The organism is Brevundimonas faecalis (genome assembly GCF_040549405.1).
Taxonomy (GTDB): Bacteria; Pseudomonadota; Alphaproteobacteria; order Caulobacterales; family Caulobacteraceae; genus Brevundimonas; species Brevundimonas faecalis.
In genome coordinates this window covers 124378-141432 of the sequence record NZ_JBEPTF010000001.1, presented here as the reverse complement: position 1 = coordinate 141432, position 17055 = coordinate 124378, and the positions used below count along the sequence as shown (strand labels likewise).

General features: G+C 68.1%; 15 protein-coding genes and 1 other RNA gene. 4 read left to right on the top strand and 12 right to left on the bottom strand.

Translation table 11 applies throughout. The features are described from left to right. Positions 1–42: 42 nt before the first annotated feature. Entirely contained in the window at positions 43–2685 is a 2643-nt protein-coding gene (locus tag ABIE19_RS00600) for a TonB-dependent receptor domain-containing protein (RefSeq protein WP_354087171.1), read from the bottom strand. A gap of 97 nt (positions 2686–2782) precedes the next feature. Beyond that, on the bottom strand, positions 2783–4273 hold the full coding sequence (locus ABIE19_RS00595; RefSeq protein ID WP_354087170.1) for a beta-helix domain-containing protein: 1491 nt from the start codon (positions 4271–4273) through the stop codon (positions 2783–2785). A gap of 301 nt (positions 4274–4574) precedes the next feature. Here ABIE19_RS00595 and ABIE19_RS00590 point away from each other — a divergent pair, with 301 nt between their 5' ends. After that, positions 4575–5333, top strand: a complete 759-nt coding sequence (locus tag ABIE19_RS00590; RefSeq protein ID WP_354087169.1) for a prepilin peptidase — start codon at positions 4575–4577, stop codon at positions 5331–5333. Positions 5334–5340: 7 nt separating this feature from the next. Here ABIE19_RS00590 and ABIE19_RS00585 read toward each other — a convergent pair whose 3' ends face one another. From ABIE19_RS00585 to ABIE19_RS00560, 6 genes are all read right to left on the bottom strand, one after another. Then, positions 5341–6288: a TraB/GumN family protein gene (locus tag ABIE19_RS00585; RefSeq protein ID WP_354087168.1), complete on the bottom strand. Its 948-nt coding sequence runs from the start codon at positions 6286–6288 to the stop codon at positions 5341–5343. Positions 6289–6312: 24 nt separating this feature from the next. Continuing rightward, positions 6313–6510, bottom strand: a complete 198-nt coding sequence (locus tag ABIE19_RS00580) for a helix-turn-helix transcriptional regulator (RefSeq protein WP_354087167.1) — start codon at positions 6508–6510, stop codon at positions 6313–6315. 10 nt (positions 6511–6520) lie between these two features. Then, positions 6521–6979, bottom strand: coding sequence for a hypothetical protein (locus tag ABIE19_RS00575; protein ID WP_354087166.1), 459 nt, complete (start codon positions 6977–6979; stop codon positions 6521–6523). 78 nt (positions 6980–7057) lie between these two features. Beyond that, the gene (locus ABIE19_RS00570) at positions 7058–8278 is read right to left on the bottom strand and encodes a DNA recombination protein RmuC (protein WP_354087165.1); all 1221 of its coding nucleotides are present in this window, start codon (positions 8276–8278) and stop codon (positions 7058–7060) included. Positions 8279–8343: 65 nt separating this feature from the next. Continuing rightward, on the bottom strand, positions 8344–8946 hold the full coding sequence (gene recR / locus ABIE19_RS00565) for a recombination mediator RecR (protein ID WP_354087164.1): 603 nt from the start codon (positions 8944–8946) through the stop codon (positions 8344–8346). Next, positions 8946–9275, bottom strand: coding sequence for a YbaB/EbfC family nucleoid-associated protein (locus tag ABIE19_RS00560; protein ID WP_354087163.1), 330 nt, complete (start codon positions 9273–9275; stop codon positions 8946–8948). The genes recR and ABIE19_RS00560 overlap by 1 nt, the downstream gene beginning before the upstream one ends. A gap of 161 nt (positions 9276–9436) precedes the next feature. Between ABIE19_RS00560 and ABIE19_RS00555 the strand changes: the two genes are divergently transcribed. Beyond that, positions 9437–10051 carry a malonic semialdehyde reductase gene (locus tag ABIE19_RS00555; RefSeq protein ID WP_354087162.1) on the top strand — a complete coding sequence of 205 codons (615 nt, stop codon included), beginning with the start codon at positions 9437–9439 and terminating at the stop codon, positions 10049–10051. A gap of 21 nt (positions 10052–10072) precedes the next feature. Here ABIE19_RS00555 and ABIE19_RS00550 read toward each other — a convergent pair whose 3' ends face one another. The 3 genes from ABIE19_RS00550 to ffs all read right to left on the bottom strand — a co-directional run bounded on the left by ABIE19_RS00550 (position 10073) and on the right by ffs (position 12740). Beyond that, positions 10073–11911 carry a DNA polymerase III subunit gamma/tau gene (locus ABIE19_RS00550; RefSeq protein ID WP_354087161.1) on the bottom strand — a complete coding sequence of 613 codons (1839 nt, stop codon included), beginning with the start codon at positions 11909–11911 and terminating at the stop codon, positions 10073–10075. Between the two features lie 57 nt (positions 11912–11968). Beyond that, a complete protein-coding gene (locus tag ABIE19_RS00545) occupies positions 11969–12373 on the bottom strand; it encodes a DUF3597 domain-containing protein (protein ID WP_354087160.1) in 405 nt (134 codons plus the stop codon). 273 nt (positions 12374–12646) lie between these two features. Further along, positions 12647–12740, bottom strand: an RNA gene (gene ffs / locus ABIE19_RS00540) — signal recognition particle sRNA small type. Positions 12741–12812: 72 nt separating this feature from the next. On the opposite strand from ffs, the gene nudC reads away from it, so the two are divergent. Then, positions 12813–13730: an NAD(+) diphosphatase gene (gene nudC, locus ABIE19_RS00535; RefSeq protein WP_354087159.1), complete on the top strand. Its 918-nt coding sequence runs from the start codon at positions 12813–12815 to the stop codon at positions 13728–13730. An 87-nt stretch (positions 13731–13817) separates the two neighbouring features. Further along, positions 13818–14174, top strand: coding sequence for a hypothetical protein (locus ABIE19_RS00530; RefSeq protein ID WP_354087158.1), 357 nt, complete (start codon positions 13818–13820; stop codon positions 14172–14174). A gap of 126 nt (positions 14175–14300) precedes the next feature. On the opposite strand, the gene clpB is transcribed toward ABIE19_RS00530, so the two are convergent. Continuing rightward, positions 14301–16886 carry an ATP-dependent chaperone ClpB gene (gene clpB, locus ABIE19_RS00525; RefSeq protein ID WP_354087157.1) on the bottom strand — a complete coding sequence of 862 codons (2586 nt, stop codon included), beginning with the start codon at positions 16884–16886 and terminating at the stop codon, positions 14301–14303. Positions 16887–17055 lie beyond the last annotated feature (169 nt).

Below are 17055 nucleotides of genomic sequence, written 5' to 3'. Positions count from 1 at the left end.
ACGGCCCTGAGACGTTGTTGTGACAACGCCTCCGCACGCGGATCAGAAGGTGGTAGAAAGGCTGAGCGAGAAGGTCGTGCCCAGCTTGTAGCTCTCCACCACGCCCTTCGAACCGTTGGCGAAGGACTGGCTGCGCTCATATTCCTGGCCCAGGATGTTCTCGATCTTGGCGCCCAGGTCATAGTCGCGACCGCCGACCGTGAAGGTCTGGCTGCCGACCAGGTCCAGCATGATCGGCGGGGTCTCGATCACGTCCGGCAGGCGGGTCGAGCCGGTGATGATCCCGGCGTCGGAAATCCGCTCGCCCTGGTAGTTGACCAGAAGGGTGGCGCGACGACGGGCCGTGGTGTTCTCGAAGCCGAACTGCAGGTTGCCGAGCCATTCCGACTGCCCCTGCAGGGAGCGGACATAGGCCGCGTCCGTCACCTCGGAATCCGACCAGGTGACGTTGGCGACGACGAACAGCTCGTTCTGCTGGAACCAGCCGATGTTCGGCGCCCAGACGTCCATCGGCAGGGTGTAGTCGATCTCGGCCTCGATCCCCTTCAGGGTCGCTTCCTGAGCGTTCTGGAAGGAGCGGCCGAAGCCCTCGCCGATGGGTTGGTAGGTGCGCTCGATCGGGTTGTCGAAGGTCTTGTAGAAGACGCCGACCGTGGCCGACTGACGCTGGCCGAAATACCATTCCCAGCGCAGATCCCAGTTCTGAATCTCGGCAATCTTCAGGTTCGGATTGCCGCGCTCCAGGGTGTTGGAGTCATCGTCGAGGAAGAGGGCGTTGGCCAGTTCGCGCAGGTCGGGACGGTTGATCGTCTTCGAATAGCCGAAGCGCAGTTGCATGTTGTCCGCGAACTCCCAGGTCGCCGACACGGTCGGCAGCCAGAAGTCCTGGGCCAGGTCGGCCGAGATGCGGTCGCCCGCCCCGGTCTCGCCCAGGGGGATGAAGCTGTTCACCCGCTGCTCGGAATCCTCGTAGCGGACGCCCGCCGTGACGCGCAGACCGGCGAACAGGTCGGCCTCGGCCGAGACATAGCCGGCGTTGATCTCCATGGTCGCGTCGAAGAAGTCCGACGGATCGGTGATGTCGCGCAGGGTGTAGCCCGCATTGCCGCCGATGTTGTCGGGGCTGAAGATGATCTCCGGCACGAAGCTGCGCAGGGCCGGACTGATGATCACGCCCGCCGCGGGCTGGAAGGAGTAGCGGCGGCTGGCGAAGTCGCGTTCGCGCTCCTGATGCAGGCCGCCCGCCTTCAGGGTGACTTCACGGTCGGCGATCATGCCGTTCAGGGTGAAGTCCAGGCCGAACTCCTTGTTCTCGTCCTCCAGGGCGCTGAAGAAGGTGCGGTTGGAATCCGAACCCGGCGTCAGGCGGAAGACGTTGTCCGGCTCCAGACGATAGGAGTATTCGCGGCGATAGGGCGTGTCGCGCGAGGCGGTCGAATAGGCCGCGCGCCAGTCGATCTGCAACCGGTCCAGAGCCATGGGCAGCTGGAAGACGTGACGGCCCGACAGCTGGTTCGAGTTCATCTGCTGCTCGATCCAGTTCAGCCGATGGAAGCTGCGGATCAGGCCGGGATCGGCCGAGAACAGGCCGCGCTCGATCAGGGCCTGCTGGCGCGTCTTGCGCAGCAGCAGGGTGGTGAATTTCAGCTCGTGGTTCTCATCGAACTCGACGCCGAAGGCGCCCAGGGCGTTCAGGGCGTATTCCTGTTCCGTGCGGCGGAAGCCGCAGCCTTTGGCGTTCGACAGGCCGCCGGCCGTGTCGCAGGCCTCAGGGCTGATCTGGTCGTTGACCCCGCCGTTGACCTCGAAGGAGTTGCGCACCCCCTCGCGGTTGCGGACCTGATAGTCGTAGTCGACGGCGACGAAGCCGCCCAGGCGCACCCCGTTCGACAGGTCGACGATCTCGGCGCCCGACAGGTTGAAGCCGAAGTCCGGCAGGTTCTTGTCGCCGTCGATCGACCAGATGTTGCGCAGCGAACGCCCCGCCGCCTGCAGCATGGCCGGATTGGTGGCGAAGGACTTCAGCGAGGGGTCGATCTTGATGAAGCCCGGCAGGTTCAGACTGTTGTCGGCGATGCCGATGTTCGACAGGCCGCCGCCGGCGTCCCAGTAGAGGCCTTCCTTGCCGGTCGATTCCGTCTCGGCCGCGATGGAGGCGCCCAAGGAGAAGAAGCGCTCGTTCGGGATGGCGCGCGTCGACAGGGCGATCAGACCGCCGCCGAACTCGCCCGGATACTGGGCCGAATAGGTCTTCTGGATCTGGGCGTTCGAGACCAGGGAGGTCGGGAACAGGTCCAGCGGCACCACCCGCTTCAGCGGCTCGGGGCTGGGCAGGGTCGAACCGTCCAGGACGATGCTGGAATAGCGGTCGCCGAGACCGCGCACATAGACATAGCCGTCGCCGACGATGGACAGACCGGTGACGCGGGCCAGGGCTTCGCCGATTTCCGAGTCGCCCGAGCGCTTAATGTCTTCCTCGGTCAGGATGTTGGCGACCGCCGAGGTCTCGCGCTTCACGTCCGGCACGAAGCGGCCCCGCACCACAATGTCCTCGACCGTCGTGGTTTCGGGATCGGCCTGGGGCGTCTGGCCCGAGGCGGCGTCCTGTCCCCAGGCGAGGGCGGGCGCGGTCAGAATGGTGCTGGCGAGCAGGCCGGCGAGGCCGAACGTGCGGGTGGGCGTCATCTCAAGAAGATCCTTCGGTGCAGGCGCCGGATAGGAAGAAGAAAGGCGAGACGGCGGACGGCCTTCAGCCGCCCGCCGTCCCTTGTGAGGACCGGGATCAGTCGTTCAGCCAGCGGGTCCAGTTCAGCGTCCAGTTGGACGCCGCGTCGCGGACGGCGCCGACGTAGTTGGCGGCGTCGAAGAAGCCGTCGACCGTGGTCGGGTTGACCGGCGTCACCGCGTTCTCGTTCACGCCGTTGATGTAGGCGCGACCGCCCGAGACGTATGACGTCAGGGTCGAGGTTCCGGTGCGGCTGTTGGCGTCCTTGGCGAAGACGGCCTGGGCCTGGGCGTTGTGGAAGGGCGTCGCCACGGAGATGTAGAAGGAACGCAGCGACAGGGCGCCGGCGTCCGCCTGCGCGAAGGTGGCCGTATCGTCGATGCGCAGGCCGCGCTGGAAGTTCCCCGACACGACATGGTTGTACAGCTTGCCGGCGGTGCCGCGACGCAGGCGCAGGCCGGCGCCGCCCGACGTATTGCCGACCAGGGTCACGTTGGAGATCGTCGGCGCCGAACGTGGGGTGATGTCGAAGGCCAGTTCGTTGTTGTCGGCCTCGTAGCCCGCATCGCCGGCCAGTTGCAGCGGGTTCTGGGCGATGACCACGTGCTGGACCTTGCCGTTCCAGCCGAAGGTCCAGTCGAAGCTGTCGTCGTCGGCGCCGGTCAGGACCAGGTGCTTGGCGTTGACCGAACCGCCGAAGAACTCGACCGTGTCGTCGCCGCCGTTGTGGGCCTGGATGTAGTCGACCGTCGTGCCCGAGCCCACGCCCCAGAAGGCGATGGCGTTCAGTTCATTGGTCTCGGTGAAGCGGACGCCGGCGTATTCGACGCGGACATACTTCAGCGTGCCCGAGGTGTCGTTCGACACATTGCCGCCGTACAGGCCCGAGCCGCCTTCGGCCTCGGCCTCACAGACGGCCGGAGCGGCCGGGCAGTTGTTGATCACGCCGCGGCCCAGCAGGGACAGGCCGCCCCACTCGCCCGAATAGGGGTCGTCACGGACGCCGGCGGCCAGGGGCGAACGGGCGTTGGCCAGGCCCAGGGTCGTGGCGTAGCCGAGGGCGTCGGCGCTGGTCAGGACGATGGGCTGAGCCGCCGTGCCCTGGGCGTTGATGCGCGAACCGCGCTGGATCGCCAGCTGCGAGGTGCGGGTGCCGCCGTAGATCTTCACGCCCGGGTCGATCGACAGGACGGCGACCACGCCGCCCGCCTTCTGGCCGTCGAAGCCGACATCCTTGCCGACCTTGACCGTGCCGCTGAGCTGATAGGCCGGGCCGGCCGTCAGGGTCAGGTTGGTGGTGATCTCGCCCGAGATGCGGCAGTGCGACTCGGTGCCCACGGTGACCTTGGTCACGTTCGGGTGGTTGGGGCAGGCGCCGGTCGAACCGCCGCCGTTGTTGCCGCCGCCGTTATTGCCGCCGCCCGTGCCGGGATTGGAGCCGGTGTTGCCCGGATTCTGCAATTCGGAGGTGCCGCCGCCGCCGCAGGCGGCCAGGGCCAGAGCGCTGGCGGCGACCGCGAGCAGGGTTTTCGTCTTGAGAGCGGTCATCGATCTCCACCGTGTCTGACCAGATAAGCCATGCAGGCGGACGCCCCTGACCGACGTCAGGGCCAGATTGACGAGGCATCCCCTACCCGATCCCTCCGTAGACGGCCGATGTGACAGAGCGGGCGCCGAACCGCGACAGTTGTCGCGCCGTTTCTTGAAGCTGTCGGTTCAGATTCAAGACAAACCCTCCCGGTACGTCCCAGTCTTCACAATCCGGAAGGCGTCGATGGGTTTTGGCCCTCCCCTCTCCGGCGAAGCCCGGCTATGGCTGGACGGAACGCGACCGGGAGGGCGAAAAACCATGCTGATCCATGCGGCCCTGCTCGGCGGACTGGGCCTGTTCGTCGGCAGCTTCCTGGGCCTGGTCAGCTGGCGCCTGCCGCGCGGAGAGGGCGTGGTCTTCGGCCGCTCGCGGTGCGGGGGATGCGGCAAAGCCCTGTCGCCCCTGCGTCTTCTGCCCCTGTTGAGCTGGGCCTTGTCGCGCGGGCGTTGCGCGGGCTGCGGCGCCGTCATTCCGCGACGCTATCCCCTGATGGAGGCGGGCGCCGGCCTGATCGGCCTGTGGGCGGGGCTGGGTCAGCCGGCGATCCTGCCCGCCGTGCTGACCGCCGTCCTGGGTTGGCAGTTGCTGCTGCTGGCCGTGGTCGATGCGGAGAACTTCTGGCTGCCGGACCAGTTGACCCTGCCGCTTTTTCTCACCGGGACGGCGGCGGCCTTCTGCCTGAGGCCGGGCGAGCCGCTCGCGGCCCTGGCCCATGCGGGCCTGGGGGCGGTCATCGGTTTCGGCGGGCTATGGCTGATCGGCCGTTTCTATCAGATGGTGCGCAAGCGTGAGGGCCTAGGCGGCGGCGACCCCTTCATGCTGGGCGCGGGCGGCGCCTGGGTCGGGGTCCTGGGCCTGCCCTCCACCCTGTTGTGGGCGGCCCTGGCCGGGCTCAGCGTCGTGCTGGCCCGGCTGCTGCTGCGTCGGTCGGTGAAGGGCGACGACCGCCTGCCGTTCGGGGTCTTCCTGGCCGTCGGCCTCTGGATGACCTGGCTCTACGGCCCCTTGGGCAGGTAGTGTCGCGTCAGTCGGTGATGCGGGCGGCGGCGACGCCGCGCTTGGCCAGTTGCGCCTGGACGCTGTCGGCGCCCGCCAGGTGTCCGGCCCCGACGGAGATGAAGGCCGTGCCCGAACCCGCCAGCAGAGTCTGGATCTGATCGGCCCAGGCCTCGTTCCTTCGCGTGAAGATCGTTTCGTAAAGCTCCGGCGATTCCGACTTGGCTTCTTGGCCGATCAGGACGTCCAGGCCCTCAACGTCGCCGGTGGACCAAGCTGTAACCATCCGCCCCAGCAAGGCGTCGGCCTGACCATATTCCTTCAGGCCCGAACGCAGCATGGCCAGTTGGGCCGCCTCAGGCATGTCGGCGATGAAGCCGATCTGCTGCGGCATGGTCTCGAAGCCCTTGATCGGCTTGCCTGTCGCGACGGCGCGGGCGTGCAATATCTGATCTCCGCCGTTCTTGGAGACGTAGCCAGCCTTCGTCAGGGAGGCGATGGCCAGTTGCAGGGCGGCGAACCACGGGCGCAGCGCGTCGAGTTGGGCGGCGCTGGCGCCGATGGCGCGGGCGGCGGCGTCCAGGTCGGCCAGTTCTTCCGCCGTCAGCAGGCTGGACAGCGGACGGGTCGGCGAGAAGCCCTTGGCCTGGAACAGCGGCACGACGCCGCTCGTGTCGTTCAGGTCCGCGACCTCGAACCAGTATTCGTCGGCGGCGGCGAAGGCCCTCTCCATCCGCGCCGTGCCCCAGGGGGTGTCGGGCTTCATCACGTGGACGGTGCCGAACAGGTAGATGGTGGAATCGGCATCGCGGACGACCCAGAGGCCCGGACCGGACCCGGCCGAAGCCGGCGTGACGGCGGCCGTCGCGGCGGCCGGAGTCTGGGCCATGGCGGCGGGAGCCAGCAGGAGAGCCGAAACGGCGGCGCCGGCGGCCAGGGCCCGGCCGAAACCGAACTTCAGGGAGGAGAAACGCATGATCGGCGTCCTTTCAGGCGGCCCTCAGGCCTCGTCGTCGATGAAGATGGCCTCGATCGGCATCTGGAACAGGCGGGCGATCTTGAACGCCAGCGGCAGGGAGGGGTCGTAGCGGCCGGTCTCCAGCGCATTGACCGTCTGGCGCGACACGCCCAGCTCGGTCGCCAGGTGCGCCTGGCTCCAGTCGCGTTCGGCGCGCAAGACCTTGAGGCGGTTGTTCATGCCGCCCTCCTCAACGCCGACCCAGCCACCACCAGGCCCAGGCGACGCCGTAGCCGATCATCATCAGGGTCAGCATGGCGAAGCCGCCGGTCGCGGCGTAGACGGCCGGATCGGTGCGACCGGCATACCAGGCGGGAATATTGATCGCCGCGGCCTGGGGCAGAGAGGCCATCATCACCAGGACGCCGCCGACGGCCATGCCGCCCGATCCGCCCCAGAACCAGGCCCACTTGTGCGCTTCCTGCGCCGCCTCGTCGATGGAGGACATCCAGCGCAGCATGATCCACAGCGAGATCGCCATGGTGACGACAGCGAAGACGCCCACGGTCCAGAGCGCGGCGGAACCGGTGTTGATGTCCTGTCCGGTCGCTTTCAGATAGCCCAGAACTCCGCCCATTATGAAGGCGGCCAGAATCACAAGCCCGAACGCCAGGGCGGAGTGGAGGATGAGTTTACGCTTGCCGACCACGAGGCCCTCCCGATTTGACAAGGATGTTTTACAGCCCGAACCCGAACCGTCAAGCGTCCTCGCCCCGGAGATTCAGCGTCATTCCGCCGTGGGCGCGTCCAGAAGTTCAGGGCGGCTGAGCGCGCGAGGCGACTGCTCGACGGCGTTGAGCTCAGGCAGCTCCTTGCCTTCGTGATCGACCTTCAGGTCCTCGAAGCGGCGGGCCGAGACCATGACCTGGCTTTCCAGCGAGCCGACGAACTGATTGTAGCGGGAGACCGCCGCATCCAGGGCCTTGCCGACCGAGGCGGCGTGGCCGCCCATGACCGACAAACGCTTGTAGAGCTCCTTGCCCAGGCGGGCGACGTCCTCGGCGTTCTTCGCCTGCTCCTCGGCGCGCCAGCCGTAGGCGACGGCCTTGCACAGGGCGAACAGGGTGGTCGGCGTGACGATGACCACGCGCGAGGCCATGGCCGTGGTCATCAGGTCGGGCTCATGATCCAAGGCGGCAGCCAGGAAGGCGTCGCCCGGCACGAACATGGCGACGAAGTCGGGACTGGGCTTGAACTGGTCCTGATAGGCCTTGGACGACAGCTGGCGGACGTGGGTCTTCATGCTGGCGGCGGTGCGCAGGGACATGGCGCGGGCCTGGGCCTCCTCGTCGCCGTCCGCCTCCTCGGGGAAGGCCAGGGAGACCTTGGCGTCGATGACGAACATGCCGCCGCCGGGCAGCCTGACGATGAAGTCCGGGCGCTGCTGGCGCCCCTCGTCGTCGGCGGAGGAATTCTGTTCCTGGAAGTCGAAGCGGCCCGCCATGCCCGCCGCCTCCAGCACGTTGCGGCAGGTCTGTTCGCCCCAGCGGCCGCGACGGCCGGTGTTGCCCTTCAGCGCCTCGGTCAGGCGGCGAGCCTCGTCGCGGGTCGCGGTCGAGGCGGCCATCAGCAGGCTGAGCTGCTCCTTCAACCCGCCGGCGTCCTCGGCCCGGGTCTTCTCCAGGGCGGCGACGTGCTCCTGGAACTTGGCCAGGGTTTCGGAGACCGGCTTGAGCTGAGCCTCCATGCGCTCGCGGGCCACGCGGTCCTGGGCCTGGAAGGTCTCGGTGGCGCGGGCCACCAGCCGAGACGCCACGGCCTCGGCCGACTGCGAGGCCTGGGCCTTGAGGAACTCGGCCATGGAGTCGCGGCTCTCCTCCATCAGCTCCAGCCGGGCGTCGGCGGCGTCCAGCGCGCCCCTGGTCTTCTGCCAACCCGTGAAGGCCCAGAGGAAACCGCCGGCAGCGGCCACGGCGACGACCAGCAGGAGGATTTCGAGCACGTTCATGCTCCGTTCCTAGCGGGAGTCGAGGGTGGAGGGAAGTTCCCCTCTCCCGGTGGGAGAGGGAAGTTTCAGGCTGGCCGTCTGGCGCGCAGGGCCTGGACAATGGTGCCGTCATCGAGCCAGTCCAGTTCGCCGCCGACAGGGACGCCGCGCGCGAGCGACGTGACTTCGACGCCCGCCGCCGACAGGCGTTCGGCCAGGTAGTGGGCCGTGGTCTGGCCGTCGACGGTGGCGGGCAGGGCCAGGACGACCTCCCTCGCCTCCCCGCCTTTCGCGCGACCGATCAGTTCGGCGATGCGGAGTTGTTCGGGGCCGACGCCGTCGAGCGCCGACAAGAGCCCGCCCAGGACGTGATACTTGCCGCGAAAGGCGCCCGAGCGCTCCATGGCCCACAGGGCGCCGGCCTCCTCGACCACGCAGATCAGGGCGTTATCGCGGCTCTGGTCCGAACAGACGGCGCACGGATCGCGCGTGTCGGGCGAGCCGCAGACCGAACAGTTGACGACCTTCTCGGCCGTCTCGGCCAACGAGGCGGCCAGCGGGACCAGCAGTTGTTCGCGCCGCTTCAGTAAGGCCAGGGCCGCCCGGCGGGCCGAGCGCGGTCCCATGCCCGGCAGCTTGGCCAGCAGGCTGATCAGCCGTTCGATCTCCGGCCCGGCGGACGCGGCCATCAGAAGAGTTTCGGCATTCCCGGGATGTTCATCCCGGCCATCGGCCCGGCGGCCTCGCGCATCAGGGCGCTGTTGACCTCGTCCAGCTTGCGCTTGGCGTCGGCGTGGGCGGCGACGATCAGGTCGGCCAGAATCTCGCCCTCTCCGGGGGTCATCAGGCTGTCGTCGATCTTCACCGAGGTGATCTCGCCGGGGCCCTTCAGGGCGATCGTGACAAGGCCGCCGCCCGAGGTTCCCTCGGCAGTGGTTTCGGCCATCTTGGCCTGGGCGTCCTGCAGCTTCTGCTGCATCGCCTGGGCCTGTTGCATCAGGGCGTTGAGGTCTTTCATGCCCCCTAGATAGGGCGAAGCGGGGCGCGGCTCCAGACCCCCGTGGAAAACCCTCGATCTGCAATAGAAACAGTTTTTGTATTAATTTGCTTGACGCCGTCGCGCCGCACGCCATATTCGCCACAACTGAAGTTACCAATCCTGTTCAGGAGGATTTCCCGATGGCCTTTGACGCCCTTTCCGCCCGCGACGTTCCGGTTTCCGATTCGGTCCTGGCCCAGTTGTTCACCGAGGCGCGCACGCGCAACGGCTGGAGCGACCGGCCGGTGTCGGAGGACCTGATCCGCAAGCTCTACGACCTGACCAAGTTCGGTCCGACGGCGGTCAACATGACCCCGGCCCGCTTCGTCTTCGTCACCTCGCCCGAGGCCAAGGCCCGTCTGTCGGTCCACATGGCCGAGGGCAACCGCGCCAAGACCCTGGCCGCGCCGGTCAACCTGATCATCGCCCAGGACATCGACTTCCACGACACCCTGCCCAAGCTCTTCCCCCATGCGCCGGGCGCCCGCGACTGGTTCCAGGACGAGGCCGGTCGTCGCGAGGCCGCCTTCCGCAACGCCTCGCTGCAGGGCGGCTATCTGACCATCGCCGCGCGCGCCCTGGGCCTGGACGTCGGTCCGATGTCGGGCTTCGACGCGGCGGGGGTGAAGGCCGACTTCTTCCCCGACAGCAATGTCGAGCCGAACTTCATCATGAACCTGGGCTACGGCACGGACGAGAACCTCTTCCCGCGCTCGCCCCGCCTCGACTTCGAGGAAGCCGCGCAGATTCTGTAAGCGCGAAAGCGGCGAGGACGGTCAGTCGTCCTCGTCATCCTCAGGGATGGCGGGCGTTTCGAAGGCCGGGGCCAGGGTCTTGATCTCCTTGATCTCGGCGCCCGGAAAGGCCTGCATGATGGACACGACGAAGGGGTCCGCCTCGACCGCCGCACGGCGGGCGGAGCGGGCCTTTTTCTCGATCTCGATCAGAGTCTCGCCGCCACCCTGGCCGTTGGCGGCGATCAGCCAGGTGCGGCCGGTCCATTCCTTGAGCCGCGAGGCGAGACGCCGCGCCAGATCGACGGGCGAGCCCTGGGCCGGTTCATAGACGATGGCGCCGGGCTTGAACGACACCGGCTTCACATAGCGTTCGACGTCCATCTGCAGCGTGATTTCACGCTTTTCGCCGATCAGGGCGACCACGGCCTCGAAGGTCTGGGGATCGGGCAGGGCCGGCTGGGCCATGGGCCGCGCCGCCAGCATGGCCGAGGCGCCGCCGCCTCCAGAACCGCCGCCGCGAGGGCCGCCCGCGCCGCCGCCCGGCAGACTTCCGCCCGACTGGATGGCCTTCAGCGCGTCCTCGGGGCCGGGCAGGTCGGCGGCGTAGGCCAGGCGGACGATGGCCATTTCCACCGCGTCGGCCGGATTGGGCGCGCGCCGCACCTCGTCCAGGGCCTTGAGCAGCATCTGCCAGGTGCGCGACAGGGTCCCGGCCGAGATGGCCGCGCCCAGCGCCGTCAGCTTCTGCGCCTGATCGTTGGGCAGGCGAGTGGCGTTCGGCCCCAGCATCTTGGCGATCGAGGCCGCGTGGCAGTGCTCCAGCAGGTCGTTGGTCACCTGTACGGGATCGGCGCCGTAGCCGTAGAGGGTGCGGAAGTTTTCCAGCGCCTCGGCCGTGCGCCCGGCCATGACGGATTCGAACAGGGCGATGGTCTGGGTGCGGTCGGCCAGGCCCAGCATGTCGCGGACGGTGGCGGTCTGGACCGTCGCGCCGCTCTCGGCCTGGACCAGGGCCTGATCCAGCAAGGAGAGGCCGTCGCGCACGGACCCTTCAGCCGCGCGCGAGATCAGGGCCAGGGCTTCCTGCTCGATCTTCATGCCTTCGCGCTCGGCGATCCGGCCCAGATGGCCGACCAGGATTTCCGGCTCGACGCGGCGCAGGTCGAAGCGCTGGCAGCGGGACAGGATGGTCACCGGCACCTTGCGGATCTCGGTCGTGGCGAAGATGAACTTGGCGTGGGGCGGCGGCTCTTCCAGCGTCTTCAGCAGGGCGTTGAACGCCTGCGTCGACAGCATGTGGACCTCGTCCAGCACATAGACCTTGTAGCGGGCCTCTACGGGCGCGTAGCGGACGCTTTCCAGGATGTCGCGGATGTCGTTGACGCCGGTGTGGCTGGCGGCGTCCATCTCCATGACGTCCATGTGCTGGCCCGCCATGATGGCGGCGTCGTGCCGCCCCGTGGGCGTCAGGGCCAGGGACGGCCTGTCGATGGTCTCGGTTTCATTGTTGAGCGCGCGAGCCAGCAGGCGGGCGGTCGTCGTCTTGCCGACGCCCCGCACCCCGGTCAGCATGAAGGCGTGGGCGATACGGCCGGTGGCGAAGGCGTTGGTCAGGGTCCTGACCATGGCCTCCTGGCCGATCAGGTCCTCGAAGGCGCGCGGCCGGTATTTGCGGGCCAGGACGGTGTAGGCCTCGCCCTCCGCAGGCGGTGTCTCGGCGGTCGCAGGGGCGGGAACGGGCGCGGGCGCCGCCGGCTCAGGCGCGGCGGCGGGCGGCGGGGCGCCGAACATGTCGTCGGTGTTGGGGTCGCGCTCCTCGACTTCGGGCGCGTCTTCCTCCCACGGAGGACCATCGAGACTGTGATCGGCGTCGCTCATGAACCTGTCTTAGCGCGAAGGGGTGCGGTCGCGCACCCCCTCGCGCCAGAGAGAGGGTCAGAGATCGGTGGGCAGTTGGCCGCCGTTGTCGCGAATCTTCTGGATGACCTGCTTGTGCAGCCAGATGTTCATGGAGGCCGTGTCGGACTTGTCGCCCGTATAGCCCAGTTCGTCGGCCAGCTCCTTGCGCTCGGCCAGGGAGGATTCCAGGCCGATCAGCTTCATCAGATCGACGATGGAGGTGCGCCAGTTCAGCTTCTGGGCGCGCTGGTCGTTCATGAAGTCGAGGATGCCGGCGACATCGACGTCCTGCGGCGCGGGCGTCGCGGCCGGGGCGGCGGCGGGGGTCGCCGGGGCCGCAGTCGGGGCGGGCGCCGCCGCAGGCGCAGCGGCGGGCGCGGCGGCCGCCTCTTCCTTCTTCTTCCTGAAGATGCCGCCGAGAATGGAACCGAGAACGCTCATACGCCTGCCTCCTGAGGGTTGAGATGCTTGAGCGGCCCAGCCTGCCTGCGGTTCCGCACATCGGCGTGACGCGAATGTAAAAAGCGGTCTCGAAAGTCTGAATCGTCTGAAACCCGGAGCTTCAGGCGAGCGAAACAAGGTCTGAATCGTCTGAAACACCCAAGTCGCTCGGAAAGCGCGCGCTCAAGCAGCGAACCGCCGCGCGGCGAGCGATAGCGCACAAAAAAAGCGCTCAACCCGTGAGCGCCCGCGGCGCGAACATAGCGCAAAAATAAAGGTGGAGACCGCGACCCGAAGGGGAATTCGTTGTGGCTGCTGCCTTCCGGCCCTGACCAGGTTGGCGAAGCCTTCGCCCGCGATCTCCGAGAGGGGATATGGCGGGTGACGGCGAGGGAATCAAGCCCTCCCCTGCGTCGTCGGTCGGAGGTATGAAGCCTGCATGCCCTATCGCAACGCCTTTTCCGGCAATCCGCTCGACCGCTCCGGCGACCTTCGCAACGACCTGGCCTGGCTGGGCGAGCAGGAAGCCAACCCCGAAGCCCTGGCCATGGTCCTGTGGGAGGGGCGGCCCCTGGTCGAACCGCACGAGGGACGCGAGCGGCTGGTCTGGCTGTCGCTGGCGCACGGGCGGGACCTGGTTCCGGACCGGGACGTCTTCCTGGGCCTGTGGAAGGGCGCGCCGGTCTTCGCCGTCGAGTTCGAGGGGTCGATCGACCCGACCGCCGGCCCCGTCGGCGGGATGGGCCGGTTCGTCGAGATGCGCGAGGCGGCCGCCGTCCTGCCCGAGGCCGACGCCGCCATCGCGGGAACGGCCAAGAGCCTGTTCGACTGGCGTCGTCGTCACGGCTTCTGCGCCGCCTGCGGCAAGGCGACGGACCAGGCCTCGGGCGGATGGCGGCGCGTCTGCCCGGCCTGCGGCGTCGAGCATTTCCCGCGCGTCGATCCGGTCGTGATCATGCTGCCCGTGTTCAAGGGAGGCGACGAGCCTCGCTGCCTGCTGGGCCGTCAGGCCGCCTGGCCCAAAGGTCGCATGTCGGCCCTGGCCGGCTTCATGGAGCCGGGCGAATCCATCGAGGAAGCCTGCGCCCGCGAGGTGAAGGAGGAGGCCGGACTGACCGTGTCGGACGTCGCCTATCACTCCAGCCAGCCCTGGCCCTTCCCCGCCCAACTGATGATCGGCCTGATCGCCGAGGTCACGGACGACAACGCCGCGCCCGACCAGACCGAGCTGGAGGCCGTGACCTGGCTGACCCGGGCCGAGGCGCGGGCGGTCCTGGCGGGAACGCACGGGTCGATCCATGCACCGCCGCCCTATGCGATCGCGCGGCGATTGCTGGAGACCTGGGCCGAAGGCTAGCCCCCTTCTTCCCTTGCGGGAGAAGGAACGGCTCTCGCTTGCCCGAAGGCGGCGAAAGTCCGACCCTCCCGGAAACGGGAGGCTTCGATGAGCGCCGAGACCCACTACCTGGCCGTCTTCACCAGCGACAAGACCGGCCCCAAGTGGCGTGCCTGGCGCGCCATGAGCGAGGCTGAACAGGCCGAGACGGCCCGCCTCGGCGTGGCCGCCGTCGCCGCCTGGGAGGAGGCGCACCGCGACTCCATCGTCTTTCAGGGCGGCCCGCTGGGCCCGACCAAACGCATCGACGACGACGGCGCCGTGACCGACATGGTCAACCTGCTGACCGTCTTCATGGTCGTCCGCGCCGACAGCCACGAGGCGGCGGCCCGCCTGTTCGAGGGCCATCCACACATGTCCATCTTCGTCTGCGACGGGGTGGAGGTGATGCCGGTGCTGGGGTGAGATCGAGCCGCCGCTAGGCCCCTTCGATCTGCACCGCTGACGCAGCTTGCCGGAGGATGACAAAAGAAAAAGGGGGCCGCGAAATCGCGGCCCCCTTTTTTGATCAACGGCAGCAGAGCGCTAAACTCAATGCACCCGCGCCTTCCCGATCTCCAGCCCGTCGGCGCCCGCTGACACGGCCACCACGCTGCCGTCCTCGATCTCGCCGGCCAGCAGTTTCTTGGCCATGGGGTCGACCAGTTCCTTCTGGATGACGCGCTTGAGGGGGCGAGCGCCGTAGACGGGGTCGTAGCCCTTGTCGGCGAGCCAGGTCAGGGCGCTGTCGTCCAGAGCCAGCGTCAGGCGACGGTCGGCCATCAGCTTCTCCAGACGGGCCAGCTGGATGCGGACGATGCCGCCCATCTGTTCGCGGCCGAGGCGGTGGAACAGGATGATCTCGTCAATGCGGTTCAGGAACTCGGGCCGGAAGTGGGCGCGGACCTGTTCCATGACCAGGGGACGAACGGCCTCGACATCTTCGCCCTCGGGCTGGTCGGCCAGATGCTGGCTGCCCAGGTTGGAGGTCATGATGATCAGGGTGTTCTTGAAGTCGATGGTCCGGCCCTGACCGTCGGTCAGGCGGCCGTCGTCCAGCACCTGCAGAAGCACGTTGAAGACGTCGGGGTGGGCCTTCTCGACCTCGTCGAACAGGACGACCTGATAGGGACGGCGGCGCACGGCCTCGGTCAGGGCGCCGCCCTCGTCATAGCCGACGTAGCCGGGAGGGGCGCCGATCAGGCGGCTGACCGAGTGCTTCTCCATGTATTCGGACATGTCGATGCGGGTGATGGCGTTGTCGTCGTCGAACAGATAGCCGGCCAGAGCCTTGGTCAGCTCGGTCTTGCCCACGCCCGTAGGGCCGAGGAAGAGGAAGCTGCCCAGCGGCTTGTTGGGGTCGTTCAGGCCGGCGCGGGCGCGGCGCACGGCATCGGAGACGGCCTCCAGCGCCTCGTCCTGACCCACCACGCGGCGGCCCAGTTCCTCCTCCATCTTGAGCAGCTTCTCGCGCTCGCCCTCCAGCATCTTGTCGACGGGCACGCCGGTCCAGCGGCTGACGACGGCGGCGATCTGCTCGGCGTCGACGACCTCGGGAGTCAGGGGGGCGGCGACCGCCGCCGGGGATTCGTCATCGGCGAGTTGCTTCTCCAGTTGCGGGATCTGGCCGTAGGCGATCTCTGACGCGCGGCCCAGATCGCCGGCGCGCTGGGCGGCGGCCAGTTCGGCGCGCAGGCGGTCAAGCGTTTCGCGCAGTTGCGCGCCCTGCCCCACCTTGTCCTTTTCCGACTTCCAGCGGGCAGTCATGTCGTCCGACTGACCTTCCAGATCGGCGATCTCGTCCTCCAGCTTTTCGAGGCGCTGCTGCGAAGCGTGGTCGCTTTCCTTCTTCAGGGCCTCGCGCTCGATCTTGAGCTGAACCAGGCGGCGGTCGATTTCGTCCAGGGCCTCAGGCTTGGAATCCACGGCCATGCGCACGCGCGAGGCGGCCTCGTCGATCAGGTCGATGGCCTTGTCGGGCAGGAAGCGGTCGGTGATGTAGCGGTTCGACAGTGTGGCGGCGGCGACGATGGCGCTGTCGCTGATGCGCACCCCGTGGTGGACCTCGTACTTCTCTTTCAGGCCGCGCAGGATCGACACCGTGTCCTCGACGGTGGGCTCGGAGACGAAGACCGGCTGGAAGCGGCGGGCCAGGGCCGCGTCCTTCTCGACATGCTTGCGGTACTCGTCCAGCGTGGTGGCGCCGACACAGTGCAACTCGCCGCGCGCCAGGGCGGGCTTCAGCAGGTTGGAGGCGTCCATGGCCCCGTCGCCCTTGCCGGCGCCGACCAGGGTGTGCATCTCGTCGATGAAGAGGACGATGCCGCCCTCGGCCTGAGCCACCTCGTTCAGCACGGCCTTCAGCCGTTCCTCGAACTCGCCGCGATACTTCGCCCCGGCGATCAGCGCGCCCATGTCGAGCGACAGGACCTTCTTGTCCTTCAGGCTTTCCGGCACGTCGCCGTTGACGATGCGCAGGGCGAGGCCCTCGACGATGGCGGTCTTGCCGACGCCGGGTTCGCCGATCAGGACGGGGTTGTTCTTCGTGCGACGGGCCAGGACCTGGATGGTGCGGCGGATCTCCTCGTCGCGGCCGATGACGGGGTCGACCTTGCCGTCGCGCGCGGCCTCGGTCAGGTCGCGGGCGTAGCGTTTCAGGGCGTCGTAGCTGTCTTCGGCCGAGGCGTTGTCGGCGGTCTTGCCCTTGCGCATCTCGGTCACGGCTTCATCCAGCTTCTTCGGCGTGACGCCGGCGGACTTCAGCGCCTCGGCGGCGGCCCCGCCCTCCTTGGCGATGGCGGCCAGCAGGCGTTCGGTCGTGACGAAGGCGTCGCCGGCCTTCTTCGACGCCTCTTCCGCGGCGCTGAAGACGCGGGCGGTGTCGCCGTCCAGATAGAGCTGGCCCGAGCCGCCCGAAACCTGGGCGCGCTTCTTCAGCAGGCCCTCGGTGACGGCCTCGGCGGCGGCCGGATCGCCCCCGGCCTGATCGATCAGCTTGCGGGCGAGGCCGTCGCGTTCTTCCAGCAGCACCTTCAACAGGTGCTCGGGCGCGAACTGCTGGTGGCGACGCGCCAGGGCCAGCGACTGGGCGGATTGGACGGCCTGTTTGGCGCGGTCGGAATAGAGGTCGAGATTCATGTCGTTCGGTTTCCCCTCGGGAGGCGGATTTCGACTCAATGCGCCCTTTCACGAAGCGACGCCTTGAGCTGTCGCAAACGAGGTGGGTGTGGCCGATGGGACACGCAAGAGGCGACATGAAAACGCCCGCCGCCGAACCGGCGACGGGCGTTCATGGATCGAACCTGGG

Coding starts and splice junctions, on each gene's coding strand:
- ABIE19_RS00530 (WP_354087158.1), top strand. CDS start 13,818: ATGAGCGCCGAGACCCACTACCTGGCCGTCTTCACCAGCGACAAGACC.
- ABIE19_RS00590 (WP_354087169.1), top strand. CDS start 4,575: ATGCTGATCCATGCGGCCCTGCTCGGCGGACTGGGCCTGTTCGTCGGC.
- ABIE19_RS00555 (WP_354087162.1), top strand. CDS start 9,437: ATGGCCTTTGACGCCCTTTCCGCCCGCGACGTTCCGGTTTCCGATTCG.
- clpB (WP_354087157.1), bottom strand. CDS start 16,886: ATGAATCTCGACCTCTATTCCGACCGCGCCAAACAGGCCGTCCAATCC.
- ABIE19_RS00595 (WP_354087170.1), bottom strand. CDS start 4,273: ATGACCGCTCTCAAGACGAAAACCCTGCTCGCGGTCGCCGCCAGCGCT.
- ABIE19_RS00585 (WP_354087168.1), bottom strand. CDS start 6,288: ATGCGTTTCTCCTCCCTGAAGTTCGGTTTCGGCCGGGCCCTGGCCGCC.
- ABIE19_RS00580 (WP_354087167.1), bottom strand. CDS start 6,510: ATGAACAACCGCCTCAAGGTCTTGCGCGCCGAACGCGACTGGAGCCAG.
- ABIE19_RS00570 (WP_354087165.1), bottom strand. CDS start 8,278: ATGAACGTGCTCGAAATCCTCCTGCTGGTCGTCGCCGTGGCCGCTGCC.
- ABIE19_RS00545 (WP_354087160.1), bottom strand. CDS start 12,373: ATGAGCGTTCTCGGTTCCATTCTCGGCGGCATCTTCAGGAAGAAGAAG.
- ABIE19_RS00560 (WP_354087163.1), bottom strand. CDS start 9,275: ATGAAAGACCTCAACGCCCTGATGCAACAGGCCCAGGCGATGCAGCAG.
- recR (WP_354087164.1), bottom strand. CDS start 8,946: ATGGCCGCGTCCGCCGGGCCGGAGATCGAACGGCTGATCAGCCTGCTG.
- nudC (WP_354087159.1), top strand. CDS start 12,813: ATGCCCTATCGCAACGCCTTTTCCGGCAATCCGCTCGACCGCTCCGGC.
- ABIE19_RS00600 (WP_354087171.1), bottom strand. CDS start 2,685: ATGACGCCCACCCGCACGTTCGGCCTCGCCGGCCTGCTCGCCAGCACC.
- ABIE19_RS00550 (WP_354087161.1), bottom strand. CDS start 11,911: ATGAGCGACGCCGATCACAGTCTCGATGGTCCTCCGTGGGAGGAAGAC.